Source organism: Paenarthrobacter sp. 4246 (assembly GCF_040546855.1).
Classification (GTDB): Bacteria; Actinomycetota; Actinomycetes; order Actinomycetales; family Micrococcaceae; genus Arthrobacter.
Genome location: NZ_JBEPOP010000006.1, coordinates 50,396 through 66,796, shown reverse-complemented (window position 1 = coordinate 66,796; position 16,401 = coordinate 50,396). Strand labels below are relative to the sequence as shown.

The following is a 16,401-nucleotide window of genomic DNA, read 5'->3' as shown; positions in this document are numbered from 1 at the left end:
TCAGTACCCCAACTGCTCCCGCAGCGCCGTGAGTTGGTGCGACGACTCCACTGCTTGCTCGTGGTCAACGGAGACCAGCGCCTGAACCAGGACATCACTGAGCACGATCGACGGCAACGCCTCAGTGGTCATGCCGGTGGGTGTGTGCGGGGCGAGGATCACGGCATCGGCCAGATCATGCAGATCAGACTCGGGTTCATCCGTCAGTAAGACTATGGACGCACCCACTGAACGTGCTCGCTTCAGCAGCACCTCGACGTCGACCGTTACACGTCCCGGCGCGAAGACGACCACCACATCCTGGCTCCCAAGTTGGAGCAGATCATCCGCGAGCCGGAAGCCGTCGCTGGAGATGCACCTGGCCCGCCGGCCGATCCGGTTGCAGCGCAGGGCCAGGTTGAGGGCGGCAATTCCGGACGCGCCCACACCGTAACTGACGATCGTGGAACCTCTCATGAGGAGTTCGACGGCGGGAGCGATCGCCTTCGCGGGATCGGCGCTGGCGGCGAGTTCCAGGCGGTCCTTGGCCTCGGACCACACATTTTCCCAGATGTCCTCAATGCTGGCGCCCATATGGTCGATGCGCTGCTGCATGCGAATTTCCGGCGCCACCGTTGAGGTGAAGGGGGTGGCGATGTCCCTCTTGAGCTCCTGGAGTCCTGAGTATTCCAATGACTGGACCGTGCGGACCACGGTGGCGCTGCTGGTTCCGCTTTCGGCGCCGAGCTCCTGCGCGCTCGCATAGAGAAGCCGCTCCGGGGAGCTGTTGGTGAGGAAGGTGCTGACCGTCCGCTCGGCTTTGGAGAGCCTGTCCCAATGCTCGCGGACACGACCACGCAAATTAATCATGCCTCGATTTTTCGTAACGTCTGTTACAGAAGTCACATTGGATGTACTATTCATTCTAAAGAAGCCCTCACTTGTAACGGTTGTTCCAAAGATACCCCTTCCCGCTGCGGATAACAGTGAGCCCCAACCGAATGAAAGGCCCTACGGATATGAGCAACACATCCTTGCGGATCGTGGAGATCTCCGGACCTCCCTTGGAGCGGGGGAGGCAGTACGGAAACGCTGCCGCAGACCTGATCGCCAAAGCCATCGATTTTTACACCGAAGCGTTCCAGCAGCAGACGGGACTGACCTGGGAGCAACTGCGCGGGCGGGCCGAGCGCTGGATGGGGCTGTGCACTGACACGGCGCCGGATCTGGTCACGGAAATGCGCGGCATCGCCGAAGGCAGTGGCCGGGACGTCCTGGACATCATGGTGCTGAACCTTCGCGGCGAAATCATCTACGACGCCGGCTTCGCAAAGGCACCTGAGCCCGAAGAGCGCGACAACGTGGACGGGTGCACCTCCTTTGTCCTGACCGATGGTGCATCCGGTGACGGCCACATGTACGTCGGCCAAAACTGGGATTGGCGCCACGGCACACAGGACACCGTGATGATCCTGCGGGTTATTCAGGATCCCAAGCCCACGCTGATCATGCAGGTTGAGGCCGGCCAGATCGGCCGCCACGGGGCAAACTCCGCAGGTATTGCGCTCAACGCCAACGGCTTGGGAGGCCGGTTCAATGACGAACTCGGCATGCCGCAGACCTTCATACGCCGCATGGTCCTGGATCAGGCTGAATTGCCGGATGCGCTGAATACGCTCTTCCGCCAGAAACCGCACATCGCTAGCAACGCAGTGTTGTCCCACCGTTCCGGATTCTCCATTGACGTGGAGACGACGCCGGGAAGCAACGGTTGGATGTACCCGGACACGTCCGGGGTGCTGGTGCACGGAAACCACTACGAAGCTTTCATGCCAGTACAACTGGCAGCCACCTACCGTCCGGTCTCCGTGGATTCCCTTTTCCGGGTTCCACAAGCGAGGCGTGGGCTGGAACGGGTCAGCACCGCCACAAGCACCGTGCACTCCCGCGAGCTCATCAAGTCAGCAATGTCAGACCATCTTGGCTTTCCCGAGTCCGTCTGTACCCACCCGGACCAGCGCCGACCGCTGGTCCGCCAATGGTCCACCCTGCTCTCAAGCTGTGTTGACCTCACAAGCGGTGACTACCTGGTCACCAACGGAACACCGTGCGACCACCAATACGAACAAATGCCCTGGAACCTCTACGACGGGCCCGGTTCCGCCCACGACTCCCTCAACCCCACCATTGCAGAGGTATCACTGTGAAACGCAACTATAGATTCAAGCCCTTTGCCCGAACCGGCGTGATCGCCGGTGCAGCCGCCTTCACTCTGGCGATCAGCGCCTGCAACGCTGCAGGTCCGCAAGCCCAGAGCACCCCCACTGATGTTTCCTTCGGTCCTACTACCTCGGAAGCCGCCGGCAAGATCGAATCCGTCACGTGGATGATCACCCAGGAGCCCGCAACATTCGACTTGGATATCGACAGCGCAACAGCTGAAAACACCATCATGTCCAACGTCTGCGAACGGTTGATGCAGCTTCAGCCGGATCTCACTACCAAGCCTCATTTGGCCGAGAAAGCCGAGTGGACTTCGGACACCACGGTGGTCTTCACACTCCGCAAGGACGTGACCTTCCACGACGGCACTCCAATGACCGCCGACGACGTGCTCTGGAGCATGCAACGCCACGCAGCCAAAGGCGCGGACGAGTCCGACGAATACGCCAACGTCACCGACATGGCAAAGACAGGCGACAGCCAAATCACCGTCACGCTGAAGCAGCGGGACGCCATCTTCCTCCAAGCCATGGCCGGCAACGGCGGAATCGTGCTGAACCGAAAAGTAGTGGAGGCTCAAGGCGCGAACTACGGGTCGCCGTCGGCCCCTGACGCTTGCTCAGGTCCCCTCAAACTGGACAAGTGGTCAGCCGGTTCCAGCATCACGCTCACCAAGGCCGCCGACTACTGGGACGCCGACAACGCTTCAAAGGCGGACACCATCACGTTCCGCTGGGCTGATGACAACGCAATCGTGAACGCCCTGACCAGCGGTGAAGCCCAAGGGGCGTACTTGGACAGTCCAGCGACGGCGGGACCGCTGCAGAAGAGCGATAAAGTCCAGATCGCCCAGGGGCCATCCACCAACGTCTGGTCACTCATAGCTACAGAGCGCGGAGCCCTGAAGGACGAGCGCATCCGGCAGGCACTTTCCTTGGCATTGAACCGACAAGGCGTGGCCCAGGCCGCGTTCGGCGGACTGGCCAAACCGTGGAAAGCCCCAGTGGGTCCGGGAGCCTGGGGTTACGAGGAGCCAACCTTCAGCGCAGCCTACGACGCCCTGGCAGGGGCGCCTGCCCAGCCGACCAACGATGATCTGGAAAAGGCAAAGAAGCTGGTGCAGGAAGCGGGCGCGCCTGCTGAACCGATCGTGGTGGCCAACAGCGGCGACTCCATCCGCAACGTCATCTCCAGTGCCTTGGTTGAAGCGGCACAGAAAATAGGCCTCAAGGCTGAAATTGTCACGATCCCGCGCCAGCAGTACGGGGACTTCTACTCGGATGCCTCCCTGCGAGCCCAAGCGGATCTCTTCTCGGACGAGTACTACATCTCCAAGAACGACCCCGTCGGCTTCTACAAGAACGGTACCTCCACAGCGAAGGTGAACTTCGTGAAGTTCGCCAGCGAGAGTTACGACAAAACGGTCAGGGAAGCCCAAGCCACCACCGATGACGCGGCCCGGGCAAAGCTTGCCATCGATCTGGAGAAGCAGTGGACGGACGCCGTCGTCTGGATTCCTGTGGCCCACACGCCCGCAACCATCGCGATGTCGAAGGACATCAGCGGGGCACCATCGTCGGCGTCGTTCCTTTACTACCCGTGGGCCGCGGACGTCGGCAGCAGCAAGAAGTAGTGCCATGATTCGTGCAGCAACCCGCATCGCGGGAATGATCCTGACCTTGGTGGTGAGCTCGTTCGTCATCTTCGCCGCGATGTATGCGGCGCCTGGGGATCCGGTCACGTTCCTGATCGGCAACCCGGAGAACATCACCCCCGAGCGGGTCGCGGAAGTGAAGGCACAGTACAACCTGGATCAGCCGCTGGTGGTCCAGTACTGGCTCTGGGCGTCCCAGGCCTTTGTTGGCAACCTCGGTACGTCGTTCCAGTATCACCAACCGGTGGCTGAGCTGATGGCCACCCGGCTTCCGGCAACTCTTGGGTTGGTGGCCATCGCATCGGTGCTGTTCATCGTGGCCGGTGTTGGCCTGGGCATCCTGTCCGCGCTGCGCCAAGGCAAACGGACCGACTCCACCATCACGGCGGCCACCACGCTCGCGGCATCCGTTCCTTCATTCGTGATCGGGCTGCTGCTGGTGTCCATCTTCTCCGTGCAACTGGGATGGTTCCCCGTTTCCGGTGCCGGCGAAGGGTTCCTGGACCGGCTGCACCACCTTGCGCTGCCAGCAGTGGCCCTTGCCGTTGGCGCCGTCGCCATAGTCAGCAGGGTGACCCGGCAATCCATGGTGGAGCAGCTGTCCATGGACCACGTGGAAGCGGCTCGGAGTTTCGGGCTGGCTCCTTCCAAACTGATCCGACGGCACGTCCTCCGCAATGCCTGGGGACCCATCCTCACCATGGTGGCGCTTGTGGTGGCCAGCATGCTGGCCGGAACGGTCGTCGTCGAGAGTGTCTTTGGCATCAGCGGCGTCGGCAAGCTGCTGGTGGATGCCATCAACACGCACGACTTCCCCGTGGTGCAGGCCGTGCTCCTCTACATGGTCATCACGTACATGGTGGTGACCACCCTGGTGGACCTGGTCCACCCGCTGCTTGATCCGCGCATCAAGGCAAAGGACAAGAAATCATGAGCTCCCTCTCGACGTCCACGCTGGCGTCTACCCCGGTTATTGGCAGGAAGAAGCGCGACGTTGCGTACCTTGTGAGCCTGGGCTTCCTCATCGTTGTGGTTGCCGCCGCTCTGCTTGCACCGTGGGTGGCCCCGTACGCCGCCAACGCCGTGGACTTCACCGCGATCTGGCAGGCGCCGGGTGCAGCGCACCTGCTCGGTACTGACCAAGTGGGCCAGGACCTGTTCTCCCGACTCATCCACGGCGCCCGCGAATCGTTGCTCGGCCCTCTTGCACTGTTGGCGCTGGCCACAGTGTTCGGGGTGACAATCGGAACTGTTGCGGCCTGGAACGGCGGTTGGATCGATGTCCTCCTGGCGCGCATCACCGACGTCATGTTCGCCTTCCCGGGGCTACTGTTCGTGGTTTTGGTCATCGCCGTCTTCGGCAAAGGACCCGCGACGGCGATTGTCGCCTTGGCGCTCGCCTACGCACCGGTGATCGCAAAGTTCGCAAGGTCGCTGGCGCTGGCCGAGATGGCCCGGCCCTACGTGGATGCCTACCGCGTGCAGGGTGTGGGCGGCTTCTTCCTGTGCGTCCGCTACATCATTCCCAACCTGACGCCACCGCTCCTCGGCTACCTGGTGGTGCTGTTCGGCGAAGGCCTCATGAGCCTCGCGACGCTCAGCTTCCTGGGGTTCGGCGCACAACCGCCCAGCTCAGAGTGGGGACTCATGGTTCAGGAAGGCCAATCCGGCATCATCCAAGGCCACATCTGGCCGACACTGGTTCCCGGCGCCGCCATCGCCGCCGTTGTGGTGGCCGTCAACGTGGTGGGCGTGCGGCTGTCCGACCGCCTGAACTCACGGTTTGAGAGGTAGGAAAATGCTGCTCGACATAGACAATCTGAGCCTCACCATCACTACGAATGGCCTTGTCAGTCCCATCCTTGATGACGTAAGTCTCTCCGTTGACGCCGGGGAAGTGGTGGGCCTGGTGGGCGAGTCCGGTTCCGGTAAGTCCACCACCGCGCGAGCCGTGCTGAGGCTGTATCCCGAGACGGCCGCCGTCGACGGTTCCATTACGGTGGGTGGGACGGAGGTTCTTGCTGCGTCCCGCGCTGATCTTCACAGGGTTCGATCGTCTGAGGTGGCCATGATCCATCAGGATCCCCGCGCTGCGCTCAATCCAGTCCGGAAGATCGGCGACTCGCTGACCGAGCGGCTGGTCCACGTGCTGGGTGTCAGCCGTGCGGACGCTGCTGCGGCTGGGCTGGAACTCCTTGCCGCAGTGGGGATCCGGCAACCTGAAGAGCGGATGCGGCAGTACCCGCACGAGCTTTCCGGCGGGATGCTCCAGCGCGTGGTTATTGCTGCGGCGCTCACCGGACAGCCAAAACTGCTGCTGGCAGACGAGGCCACCAGCGCGCTGGACGTGACTACCCAAGCCGAAGTCCTGGCGATCCTGCGGGACCTCCAGACGCAGCGCGGCCTGGGAGTTCTCCTCATCACCCACGACCTCCACCTGGCAGCCGCGTACTGCGACCGCGTGTACGTGATGTACCGCGGGCGGATCGTGGAGGAACTGCGCGGCAACGACCTCTTCCACGGGGCGCAACACGAATACACCCGCCGGCTGTTGTCGGCCGTTCCCGCAATCGGCCACCTCCCCAATTCAGAAAGCAGGGCATCATGAGCGAGCACGTCCTGGAGGTTCAAGGGCTGCAAAAGGCATTCCGCGTGGGTGCGGGCAACGTTGTGGCCTGCAATAACGTCAGCTTCGCCATTCCGTCGGGCGGTTCCATGGGGCTGGTGGGGGAGTCGGGCTCGGGTAAGAGCACCATCGCCCGCATGTTGGTGGGCCTTGAATCGCCCGACGCCGGCACTATCCACGTGCGGGGACGGCAGCTTGGGACGCGGGAACGGGGACGTGCGGCCCGCCTGCGGCGTGCCAAGGAGATCCAGATGGTGTTCCAGGATCCTTACGGTTCACTGGACCGTCGGCTGACCGTGGCGCAGTGTTTGGACCAGGCGATGAAGTTGCACGGGGTTTCTGGTTCTTCGCGGGTTGCAGCGCTGCTTGATCAGGTGGGGTTGTTGGCCAAGCACGGTGATTCCAAACCGCATCAACTCAGCGGTGGTCAGCGGCAGCGCGTGGCCATCGCCCGGTGCTTGGCCATCGAGCCGTCGGTGATGGTGCTGGACGAGGCTGTGTCCGCGTTGGATGTTTCGGTGCAGGCCCAGATCCTTGCACTGCTCAATGAGATCCGTTCATCGTCCGGGATCGCGCTGTTGTTTGTGAGCCATGACCTCGCCGTCGTTTCCGAGGTAACCGATGACGTGCTGGTCATGTACCGGGGATCGATCCTGGAGCAGGGACCCACGGGCCGGGTGCTGAATGCGCCGGAGCACAGCTACACGAAGCTGCTCATTTCCTCGATGCCGGGTCCGGGGTGGGATCCGAAGGACGTGCTGCAGAGGCGGGCGGAGTTCGAGGCGGAGGTGGGGGTGTGAGGTTTAGTGTTGGAGCACAGTCGTGAGGATTGCTGCGAGACAGGAAGACGCATGCACCTGTCGTTAGGAAGCATTCAGAGAATTAGCAGGACTCAGCTTGTGTTCTCTGGCTGTCCCAAAGATTACAAGCCTAAGGAACACTCCTGAGCGGACATATAACGATTATTTGCCGAGGTTCACGGCACCAAATGGGACATGGACGCTGGGAGTCATTGGTGCTGTCCGTTCCAAGTGGTCTGTTTGGTCATCGAAAAATATGTGTGGCTTCAGGACACTCGTTATGAGGGATTTATCGACTCCTCCCAGGAAGAAGGCATCATTGACGGTAACGCCCCATGACTTGAGGGTGGCTACGGCTCTTCGATGAGCCGGTGCATTCCTGGCCGTAACAATTGATGCGTGTACCCTGCGCTTGTAGGTCGGGTCTGTCTTGACCCGGGCCTCCTCAATACGTTGTATCTTGTTCAAATTAGAGAGGAAATCACGCAGAAGACCTGGGTCATGCGGAGTGGCGGCGTTAAGCATCTCATGTTCGCGGAATTGCTCTATGCCACCTTCTTGGAAGACTTGCTCGGACCCGTCATCGGCTATGACTCCGTCGAAGTCGAACGCTATTCGGAGGTCCCGATCGGCCGGATCGTCTACGTAAGTGGAGTCCAGAACGCGCCCAGCCGGAAGGTTAGCGGCAACGGCCTCCCGAACATCCTTGTCGTTTGCCGACAAGAAAAGGGACATATTCAAGGCGGACATAAATTTGTAAGGTGACTTGCCCTGCATGAAGATCGCTCGAGTTATCGGCAGCCCGTGGGCTTCAATTGAGTTCATGACCCTCAGCCCGGTGTCAGGGTCGTTCCGCGAAAGGATGATTACCTCGATCAGCGGGTCCTGGGCGTCGCGCAGATCGTTCAGAGACAGAAGGCGTTGGACGAAAGGAAACGCGACGCCTGGGTTGAGTCGATCCTCAACATGGAGTTCCTGATATTCGCGATACGCTTCCTCGCCTTCCTGACGAAAAACAGCGTCCGACTCGGCTAAGTCAAATAATGCGCTGGAAGCAAGCCCAATGACAAGTCGGTCGTCAAGGCTATAAGGCATTAGGTCTCCCGAAGCATTAGATTGCCGACATTCCTTGTCGACTGAATGTAGCGTAGCTCGGTGTCGGCCCCTTAAGATCCGGCGCCACAAGGGAAACCCCTACTTCCCCTTCTTCCCCGTCCGCTTAGCAGCAGCGTTCATCGCCGACTTCACTGCAGGCGGCAGCCCCGCCGTCTCGGTTTCCGGCTCGGCCACAGTCCCGCGCCAGCGAGCCAGCCCCTTCATACCGTGGTAGATCACCAAGGCGGCCGCGGAACCAAGGGCAATGCCCGTGAACTTCAGCTCGCCAATGGTCCAGGTGTAGTCAGCAATGCCGATGATCAGAGCCACAGCAGCCGTCGTCAGGTTGATCGGGTTGGAGAAGTTGACCTTGTTCTGCACCCAGATCTTCACGCCGAGCACGCCGATCATGCCGTACAGCATGGTCGCGGCACCGCCCAGGACACCAGCCGGGACGGTCGCGATCAGTTCGCCAAATTTCGGTGAGAAGCTCAGCAGGATGGCGAAGACACCGGCCACCCAGTAGGCCGCCGTCGAGTAGACCTTTGTGGCGGCCATGACGCCGATGTTCTCCGCGTACGTCGTCGTACCGGAACCGCCGCCGAAGCCGGCAAGTACCGTCGCGGCGCCGTCGGCCATCAGCGCGCGGCCGGAGACGCCGTCGAGGTTTTGGCCTGTCATCGCGGCTACCGACTTCACGTGCCCTACGTTCTCAGCCACGAGCACCAGCACCACCGGTACAAAGAGCCCCACCACGCCGAGGTGGAATTCGGGCGTCTGAAACAGCGGGAGGCCAATCCATGCGGCGGCGTCCATCTTTTCGTAGTTGACCTCGCCCCGCATCATCGCCACGAGGTAACCCACCACAACGCCCACCAAGATGCTCAGACGCCCCAGAATCCCGCGGAATAGAACGGAAACCAGGATGATCGTGACCAACGTGATCAGGGCGGTAACGGGTGCGAGGTCGAAATTCGCCTTGGCAGCCGGAGCCAGGTTCAGGCCGATCAATGCCACGATGGCGCCGGTGACGATCGGCGGCATCAACCGGTTGATCCACTCGGCGCCGAACTTCTGGACCACCGCACCAATAAGCGCTAGTACGACGCCGGCAAGCACCACGCCGCCCAAGGCGCCACTCACGCCGTACTGCTGCTGGGACGCCATGATCGGGGCGATAAACGCGAAGCTCGACCCCAGGTAGCTGGGCACGCGGCCCTTGGTGATCACCAGGAACAGCAGGGTGCCGATACCCGAGAAGAGCAAGGTGGTGGCCGGAGGCATGCCCGTGATGATGGGGACCAGGAAGGTCGCGCCGAACATGGCCACCACGTGCTGCATGCCGATGCCGATGGTCAGGGGCCACGCCAGCCGCTCGTCGGGTGCCACCACGTGGCCGGGCCGGACGGACTTGCCGTTGCCGTGGAGCTTCCATTTCATGCCGAGCATGCTCATGGCGGGGCCTTCCTCAGAAGAGTGTTGGGATTCGGTGCAACATTACCGCCATTGCGGGGCCTGCTCTACGCGCCTCGCGCGGTGAATAACGCGCCAAGCGGGCCCCGCAACGCAAGGAAACGACACGCGGAGTCACGCTGTGTGCTCAACGTCACGGGCCGTCACGGGAAGACGACAGGAGAACTTGAAGTTGCAACCATGGAAAGCAGAAGTGCCCGGCCGCTCACGAGGCCAGGCCCAGCGAAAGGTTTATCCATGACGATTGCCCACGAAGAAGCAGTCATTGACGCCGCAGCAGTCGACGCCATTTTTGCCGAAGCCCGAACCGCCAACAGCTTCGCCGGTGAGGTCACCGACGAGCAGGCCCGTGCCATCTACGAGCTCACCAAGTTCGGCCCCACTGCCTTCAACTCCCAGCCCCTTCGCGTGACCTACGTCCGCTCGCACGAGGCCCGCGCCAAGCTGGTGGACTCTCTCTCCAACGGGAACAAGGCCAAGACCGCGTCGGCTCCGCTTGTCGCCATCCTGTCCTACGACACTGACTGGCAGGGTCAGTGGGACAAGTTCCTGCCCGCCTACGGCGCGCCCAAGGCCATGTACGACGCCGATCCTGCTTTCGCCGCTGCTACGGGCAACAACAACGCTCATTTGCAGGCCGGCTACTTCATCCTGGCTGTGCGCTCCCTCGGTTTCGCCGCTGGCCCGATGACCGGCGCTGACTTCTCCGCCATCGACGCTGAGTTCTTCCCGGCCGGCGACCAGAAGAGCTTCCTCGTGGTCAACATTGGCCAGCCCGGCCCGGACGCTTGGGGCGAAGCAAAGCCGAAGTTCGCCTACGACGACGTTGTTCGCACCGTCTAATTTTCCGGAACAGAAACGCCCGCTCACAGGAATGTGGGCGGGCGTTTTGCGTTGAGGGGGCCCGGACCCAGCCAAGCCCACAGATCGCTCCCGCACGTCCCTCGGGCTTGAGACCAGCGCTCTCTCACGTCCCTCGTGCTTGAGACCAGCGCTCTCTCACGTTCCTCGTGCTTGAGACCAGCGCTCTCTCACTCCCGTTCGGGTCCATTGCCCCGGTCGCGATGATCTGCCGCTTTGATGACCCACCGGACGAGTAAGGTCACCGCCACGATCACCACGGCGGCCACTATCAGCAGAATGAGTAAAACCAGTAGGTGCCAGGCCTCAAGCCTCATCAGTTCCCCCGAGTGTTGAAAATCTTTGGCTCGACTCTAGGGCAGGTGAGAGAGGGTTGGCTGGAAGCCCGCGGGATGTGAGAGAGGGTTGGCTGGAAGCCCGCGGGAGGTGAGAGAGGGTTGGCTGGAAGCCCGCGGGAGGTGAGAGAGGGTTGGCTGGAAGCCCGCGGGAGGTGAGAGAGGGTTGGCTGGAAGCCCGCGGGAGGTGAGAGAGGGTTGGCTGGGGAAACTAGGCAATAACCCCGTCCACCAGAGCCTTGGCCTCTTCCTGCACCTGCTTCAAGTGGTCCGCGCCCTTGAAGGACTCGGCGTAGATCTTGTAGACGTCCTCGGTGCCGGAGGGGCGGGCCGCAAACCAGGCGTTCTCGGTGACAACCTTCAGGCCGCCGATCGCCGCGCCGTTGCCCGGAGCCTCGGTGAGCTTGGCCGTGATCTCTTCACCCGCAAGGGACGTGGCGGTGACGTCGGCGGCGGAGAGCTTGCCCAGCTTGGACTTCTGCTCGCGGGTGGCGGCGGCGTCGATGCGGGCGTACACGGGTGCGCCGAACTGGTCGGTTAGTCCCTTGTAGAGCTGAGAAGGCGAGGACCCCGTGACGGCCGTGATCTCCGAAGCCAACAGAGCCAGGAGGATGCCGTCCTTGTCCGTGGTCCATACGCTGCCGTCGAGCTTGTTGAAGGAAGCGCCGGCGGATTCCTCGCCACCGAAGGCGCCTTCGCCGGACAGCAGGCCCGGAACAAACCACTTGAAGCCCACGGGAACCTCAACCAGCTTGCGGCCCAGTCCACCGGCAACGCGGTCGATGATCGAGGAGGAAACCAGCGTCTTGCCCACCACGGATTCCGGGTTCCAGCCGCTGCGGTTCCGGTACAGGTAGTCAATGGCGACGGCAAGGTAGTGGTTCGGGTTCATGAGCCCGCCGTCCGGGGTCACGATGCCGTGGCGATCGGCGTCGGCGTCGTTACCTGTGGCGACGTCATAAGCGGCGGTGCCATCAGCACCAACGGCCATCCGCTTGATCAGGGATGCCATGGCCGACGGCGACGAGCAATCCATGCGGATTTTCTCGTCCCAGTCGAGGGTCATGAAGGCCCACTGCGGATCGACGGTGGGGTTCACAACGGTGAGGTTGAGCTGGTGGCGCTCGCCGATTTCGCCCCAGTAATCCACGGAGGCGCCGCCCATGGGGTCGGCTCCGATACGGACACCGGCGTTGCGGATGGCGTCGAGGTTCAGCACCGAGGGGAGATCGTCCACGTAGCTGCTGAGGAAGTCGAACTTGCCGGTGGTGTCAGCACTCAGGGCATCGTTCAACGGGATGCGCTTGACCCCACGGAGGCCGTTTTCCAGGAGCTGGTTGGCGCGGTCGGCGATCCATCCGGTGGCGTCGGTGTCTGCCGGGCCGCCGTGGGGAGGGTTGTATTTGAAGCCGCCGTCGCCGGGAGGGTTGTGGCTGGGAGTGACCACGATGCCGTCGGCCTGGGGGGTGCCTGGCGCCGCTTCGCGGTTGTACTTGAGGATCGCGTGGCTCAAAGCCGGGGTGGGAGTGTAGCCGTGGCGGGCGTCCACCAGGACGGTCACACCGTTGGCGGCGAGCACCTCCAAGGCGGAGTTCTGTGCCGGCTCGCTGAGGGCGTGGGTATCACGGCCGATGAACAGCGGACCGGTGATGCCCTGGCGTCCACGGTATTCGACGATTGCCTGCGTGATCGCAAGGATGTGAGGCTCGTTGAACGATGCCTTCAAGCTGGATCCGCGGTGTCCCGACGTTCCAAACGCCACGCGCTGCGCGGGATCGCCCAAGTCCGGAGCTACGTCGAAATACGCGTCCAGCAGGGCTGTGATGTCAACAAGGTCCTGGGGAAGGGCAACTGTGCCCGCTCGGCTAGCCATGGGGTCCAGCATGCCAGACCTTGGCGTCAGCTGACACGAAATGTCCGGGATCCGGCCCCTGTGACGCCGAAAGGCACCAAACTTGCCGCGACCGAAGCCCAGCGACGCGAAGATTAAGCGTTCGTTCAGCGGCGGGTGGTATGGCAGAAAAATGCTCCGGCCCGGTTGGTGAAACCGGGCCGGAGCGGTCCAAAACCAGTGCTAGACGGCCGTGTAACCGCCATCGACCAGCACGTAGGAGCCGGTCATGAAGCTGGCCTTGTCGGAGAGGAGGAACGTGGTGACGTTCGCGATCTCATCGGCCTTACCCAAACGACCCAGCGGGTGCTTGGCCTCAAGCCCATTGATGACTTCCTTCGGGGCGGCGGCCAGCAGGGGAGTGTCGATGTAGCCAGGGCCGATTGCGTTGACGCGGAGACCCTGCGCGCCGTATTCGGCAGCAGCGTTCTTGGTCAAGCCCACCACGGCGTGCTTGGCAGCGGTGTAGGCGGCGTTGCCGGGGGCAGCGACGGCGCCATGGATCGAGGCCATGTTCACAATGGCGCCTTCGGAAGCGCCCGCGGCGAGGATGGCCGGGATCTGATAGCGCATGCCGTACAGGACGCCGCTCAAGTTGATGGCGATGACCCGGTCCCAGTCCTCGATATCAACGTCGCCCACCGGAGCGCTGGCGCCGCCGATGCCGGCGTTGTTCACGGCGTAGTTGAGGGCGCCGTACGTTTCCACGGCGAAGTCGACGGCCTTCTTGCTGTCTTCAGCCACCGCAGTGTTGGCTTGGAACGGAACTGCCGTGCCGCCGTCGGCCGTGATCTGGTTGGCCACGCGGGTGGCGGCGTCGAGGTTGACGTCAGTAACTACTACCTTGACGCCGTTCTTTGCGAGGTCCTTGCTGATCGCTTCTCCAAGCCCTGAGCCGCCGCCGGTGACGAGCGCGGTCTTGCCTTCGAAGTTACCCATGATTCCTCCTTTGCGGGACGGATCCCGCCGATTCTTTTGGTGAGCGCTGCTTAAGTCGCTACTCCTATAAACCGAGTCTGACTCGAAAATATTCCATGCTTATGCATGAATCTTTGCTGATGGGTTGTTGTCCCCATGCCATCAATGCCCGCTACCTTATGCGGCGCCCCGGACGGCGGTAGTGTTGGGAGCAAAGACCACTTTCAGGGGGATTCCTATGTCAGATCAACCATCCAAGGGCAACGAGGACAAGCCGGCGGGCTACGAACCGCCGCAGTACGTCCCGCCGGCACAGTTCAGCGCACCCGAATCGAGCGCGCCGGGCCAAGGTGCACCGCACCAGGGCGCCTCAGACCAAGGCGCATCAAGCGAGGGCGCCAACGCTACGCAGCCCCTCCCGCCCTACGAGCAGAGCGCGCACGGGCAGGACTCTTACGCGCAGGACGCGTACACGCACAATGCCCAGGGCCAGAACGACTTCTACGCCCAGCCGCAGCCGCCCGCCAGCGCGTACACGCCGGGCGACTACAGCCAGCAACCGCCGTCGCCGTACGGCCAGCCGCCCAGCCCGTACCAGCAGCAGGCGTTCAACCAGCAGCCCTACGGCCAGCAGCAGTCACCCTACGGCCAGCCCGCCTACTACGCCATGCAAGCCGAGCCCAAGGGCCTGAGCATTGCCAGCATGTGCTGCGGTATCGCCATCTTTGTTGGGTTCGGATTCTTCATCCTCCCGCAGATCGCCGCCGTCATCCTGGGCCACCTCGGCCTCAAGCGCGAGCCTGCGGGCAGGGGCATGGCAATCGCCGGCTTGGTGATGGGATACATCGGTATTGCGCTGACAGTGATCTTCGGCATCATCTTCTTCGCTGCGATCGGCGCTTCCACGAGCCGCTACAACTACTAAATAAACGCGTACGACGGCGGCCCTTGCGTCAGGTGGGAATCCCACCGAACGCAAGGGCCGCCGTCGTCGTTTAACGTCAGTCCGTTACGGCTGTTACCGCACGCCACCCATCAGCTTCTTGATCGCCGGCGACGCTGCAGCCAGGCCAACAGCCAGGACCACTGCCACGCTGCCGATACCAAGGAAGTACGGGAGTTCGTCGTCGGGGTTGTAGAGGCCAGCGAGGATGCCGGCCAGTGTGGTGCCGAGCGAGACGGACAGGAAGAACAGCGCCACCATCTGGGTGTGGAAGGCCTGCGGGGCGAGCTTGGTGCTCACGGACAGGCCGATGGGGGAGAGGAACAGTTCCGCCAGGGTGAACATGAACAGGATGCCCACCAAGGCCAACAGTGGGGTCTTGCCTTCGCCGGCCAGCGGGATGAACGCAAGGAACGCCAGGCCCATGATGAACAGGCCGGCGGAGAACTTCAGCGGGGAACTCGGCTGCTTGGAGCCCAGCTTGGTCCACAGGGCAGCCATGACGCCGGCGAAGATGATGATGAACACCGGATTGATGGACTGGACCCACGCGGCCGGCATTTCCCAGCCGAACAGGTTGCGGTCCAGCTTCTCCTGCGAGTACACGGCGATGAACGTGAATTGCTGCTGGAACAGTGCCCAGAACCCGGCCGATGCGATGAACAACGGGATGAACGCGATCACGCGCTTGCGTTCCACGCCGGTAACCAAGGGGCTACGGAAGATCAGGAACAGGTAGACCACTGCGGCGCCGATCGCGGCGTAGGCCATGCTGCTGGCCAGGTTGTTGGCGTTGACCAGTCCAGTGCCGAGCAGGACGGCCACCACAATCAGGATGGCCAGGAAGATGAGGCCGTACTTGGTGCGGTCCTTCGCCGGGAGCGGGTTGGGTACGCGGTGTGCTTCCTCGGGGAGCCTCTTGCGGCCCAGCGAGTAGATGACCAGGCCGATCGCCATGCCCACGGCCGCTGCGCCGAAGCCAATGTGGAAGCCGTAGCTCGTCTGGAGCCAGCCGGTGACTAACGGGCCGATGAGCCCACCGATGTTGATGCCCATGTAGAAGATGGAGAAGCCGGCGTCGCGGCGCTCATCCTTCTCGCCGTACAGGCTGCCGACCAGCGCCGTGGCGTTGGCTTTCAGGCCACCGGAGCCGATGCCCACCAGCACCAGGCCCGCGATCAAGCCCGGAATGCCGGGAAGCAGGGCCAGCGCGATGTGGCCGGCCATGATCATGATGGCTGAGCCGAAAAGGACTTTTTCTGAGCCGAAGAGACGGTCGGCGAGCCAGGCGCCGAGAATCGTCGACAGGTAAACGCCGCCACCGTACGCGCCCACCAAACCAGCGGCGAGGCTCTGGTCAATGGAGAGACCGCCCTGCTCGGCGGTGAAGTACATGTAGTAGAGCAGGATTCCCTGCATGCCGTAGAAGGAGAATCGCTCCCACATTTCCACGGAGAAGAGGCTGGCCAACATCTTTGGGTGGCCGAAGAATGACGTATCGCCCGCTGGCTTTGCGGACTCAGCCGTGGTTTGAGGTGTGCTCATTTTCTTAATGCTGGCACTGACTGCGGGCATTGTCACATCGATGAATGCCCGGGGCAAC

At 62.5% G+C, this 16,401-nt stretch carries 14 protein-coding genes; 8 read left to right on the top strand and 6 right to left on the bottom strand.

The window, feature by feature from the left end; all coding sequences use genetic code 11:
- Complete coding sequence (locus ABIE35_RS12495) at nt 1–849, bottom strand: MurR/RpiR family transcriptional regulator (RefSeq protein WP_354515324.1); 849 nt, start codon at nt 847–849, stop codon at nt 1–3.
- Between the two features lie 149 nt (nt 850–998).
- Between ABIE35_RS12495 and ABIE35_RS12490 the strand changes: the two genes are divergently transcribed.
- The 6 genes from ABIE35_RS12490 to ABIE35_RS12465 are packed head-to-tail and all read left to right on the top strand — an operon-like array spanning nt 999 to nt 7,282.
- Complete coding sequence (locus tag ABIE35_RS12490) at nt 999–2,186, top strand: C45 family autoproteolytic acyltransferase/hydrolase (RefSeq protein ID WP_354515322.1); 1,188 nt, start codon at nt 999–1,001, stop codon at nt 2,184–2,186.
- On the top strand, nt 2,183–3,835 hold the full coding sequence (locus tag ABIE35_RS12485; protein ID WP_354515320.1) for an ABC transporter substrate-binding protein: 1,653 nt from the start codon (nt 2,183–2,185) through the stop codon (nt 3,833–3,835). Before ABIE35_RS12490 ends, ABIE35_RS12485 begins: the two co-directional genes overlap by 4 nt.
- 4 nt (nt 3,836–3,839) lie before the next feature.
- Nucleotides 3,840–4,790: an ABC transporter permease gene (locus tag ABIE35_RS12480; RefSeq protein WP_354515318.1), complete on the top strand. Its 951-nt coding sequence runs from the start codon at nt 3,840–3,842 to the stop codon at nt 4,788–4,790.
- Nucleotides 4,787–5,650: an ABC transporter permease gene (locus tag ABIE35_RS12475; protein ID WP_354515316.1), complete on the top strand. Its 864-nt coding sequence runs from the start codon at nt 4,787–4,789 to the stop codon at nt 5,648–5,650. The genes ABIE35_RS12480 and ABIE35_RS12475 overlap by 4 nt, the downstream gene beginning before the upstream one ends.
- A gap of 4 nt (nt 5,651–5,654) precedes the next feature.
- On the top strand, nt 5,655–6,464 hold the full coding sequence (locus tag ABIE35_RS12470) for an ABC transporter ATP-binding protein (protein ID WP_354515315.1): 810 nt from the start codon (nt 5,655–5,657) through the stop codon (nt 6,462–6,464).
- Nucleotides 6,461–7,282 (top strand): ABC transporter ATP-binding protein, encoded by an 822-nt coding sequence (locus ABIE35_RS12465; RefSeq protein ID WP_354515313.1) that lies wholly within the window; start codon nt 6,461–6,463, stop codon nt 7,280–7,282. Before ABIE35_RS12470 ends, ABIE35_RS12465 begins: the two co-directional genes overlap by 4 nt.
- Nucleotides 7,283–7,444: 162 nt before the next feature.
- Here ABIE35_RS12465 and ABIE35_RS12460 read toward each other — a convergent pair whose 3' ends face one another.
- Entirely contained in the window at nt 7,445–8,377 is a 933-nt protein-coding gene (locus tag ABIE35_RS12460) for a 5'-nucleotidase (RefSeq protein ID WP_354515311.1), read from the bottom strand.
- A gap of 99 nt (nt 8,378–8,476) precedes the next feature.
- The gene (locus tag ABIE35_RS12455) at nt 8,477–9,832 is read right to left on the bottom strand and encodes a uracil-xanthine permease family protein (RefSeq protein ID WP_354515310.1); all 1,356 of its coding nucleotides are present in this window, start codon (nt 9,830–9,832) and stop codon (nt 8,477–8,479) included.
- Between the two features lie 255 nt (nt 9,833–10,087).
- Between ABIE35_RS12455 and ABIE35_RS12450 the strand changes: the two genes are divergently transcribed.
- Nucleotides 10,088–10,693 (top strand): malonic semialdehyde reductase, encoded by a 606-nt coding sequence (locus ABIE35_RS12450; RefSeq protein WP_354515308.1) that lies wholly within the window; start codon nt 10,088–10,090, stop codon nt 10,691–10,693.
- 564 nt (nt 10,694–11,257) lie between these two features.
- Here the strand turns inward: ABIE35_RS12450 and pgm are convergent.
- Both pgm and ABIE35_RS12440 read right to left on the bottom strand, forming a co-directional pair.
- The gene (gene pgm / locus ABIE35_RS12445; protein ID WP_354515306.1) at nt 11,258–12,919 is read right to left on the bottom strand and encodes a phosphoglucomutase (alpha-D-glucose-1,6-bisphosphate-dependent); all 1,662 of its coding nucleotides are present in this window, start codon (nt 12,917–12,919) and stop codon (nt 11,258–11,260) included.
- A gap of 201 nt (nt 12,920–13,120) precedes the next feature.
- Nucleotides 13,121–13,876 carry an SDR family NAD(P)-dependent oxidoreductase gene (locus ABIE35_RS12440; protein ID WP_207595695.1) on the bottom strand — a complete coding sequence of 252 codons (756 nt, stop codon included), beginning with the start codon at nt 13,874–13,876 and terminating at the stop codon, nt 13,121–13,123.
- Between the two features lie 217 nt (nt 13,877–14,093).
- Between ABIE35_RS12440 and ABIE35_RS12435 the strand changes: the two genes are divergently transcribed.
- Nucleotides 14,094–14,780, top strand: a complete 687-nt coding sequence (locus ABIE35_RS12435; protein WP_354515304.1) for a DUF4190 domain-containing protein — start codon at nt 14,094–14,096, stop codon at nt 14,778–14,780.
- A gap of 93 nt (nt 14,781–14,873) precedes the next feature.
- On the opposite strand, the gene ABIE35_RS12430 is transcribed toward ABIE35_RS12435, so the two are convergent.
- Nucleotides 14,874–16,373, bottom strand: a complete 1,500-nt coding sequence (locus ABIE35_RS12430) for a peptide MFS transporter (RefSeq protein WP_354515303.1) — start codon at nt 16,371–16,373, stop codon at nt 14,874–14,876.
- Between the last annotated feature and the right edge of the window lie 28 nt (nt 16,374–16,401).

What these genes read in the sequence shown, in the direction of transcription:
- ABIE35_RS12465 (WP_354515313.1), top strand. Translation starts at nt 6,461, where the DNA reads ATGAGCGAGCACGTCCTGGAGGTTCAAGGGCTGCAAAAGGCATTCCGC.
- ABIE35_RS12475 (WP_354515316.1), top strand. Translation starts at nt 4,787, where the DNA reads ATGAGCTCCCTCTCGACGTCCACGCTGGCGTCTACCCCGGTTATTGGC.
- ABIE35_RS12450 (WP_354515308.1), top strand. Translation starts at nt 10,088, where the DNA reads ATGACGATTGCCCACGAAGAAGCAGTCATTGACGCCGCAGCAGTCGAC.
- ABIE35_RS12435 (WP_354515304.1), top strand. Translation starts at nt 14,094, where the DNA reads ATGTCAGATCAACCATCCAAGGGCAACGAGGACAAGCCGGCGGGCTAC.
- ABIE35_RS12470 (WP_354515315.1), top strand. Translation starts at nt 5,655, where the DNA reads ATGCTGCTCGACATAGACAATCTGAGCCTCACCATCACTACGAATGGC.
- ABIE35_RS12430 (WP_354515303.1), bottom strand. Translation starts at nt 16,373, where the DNA reads ATGCCCGCAGTCAGTGCCAGCATTAAGAAAATGAGCACACCTCAAACC.
- ABIE35_RS12460 (WP_354515311.1), bottom strand. Translation starts at nt 8,377, where the DNA reads ATGCCTTATAGCCTTGACGACCGACTTGTCATTGGGCTTGCTTCCAGC.
- ABIE35_RS12480 (WP_354515318.1), top strand. Translation starts at nt 3,840, where the DNA reads ATGATTCGTGCAGCAACCCGCATCGCGGGAATGATCCTGACCTTGGTG.
- ABIE35_RS12440 (WP_207595695.1), bottom strand. Translation starts at nt 13,876, where the DNA reads ATGGGTAACTTCGAAGGCAAGACCGCGCTCGTCACCGGCGGCGGCTCA.
- ABIE35_RS12455 (WP_354515310.1), bottom strand. Translation starts at nt 9,832, where the DNA reads ATGAGCATGCTCGGCATGAAATGGAAGCTCCACGGCAACGGCAAGTCC.
- ABIE35_RS12490 (WP_354515322.1), top strand. Translation starts at nt 999, where the DNA reads ATGAGCAACACATCCTTGCGGATCGTGGAGATCTCCGGACCTCCCTTG.
- pgm (WP_354515306.1), bottom strand. Translation starts at nt 12,919, where the DNA reads ATGGCTAGCCGAGCGGGCACAGTTGCCCTTCCCCAGGACCTTGTTGAC.
- ABIE35_RS12495 (WP_354515324.1), bottom strand. Translation starts at nt 849, where the DNA reads ATGATTAATTTGCGTGGTCGTGTCCGCGAGCATTGGGACAGGCTCTCC.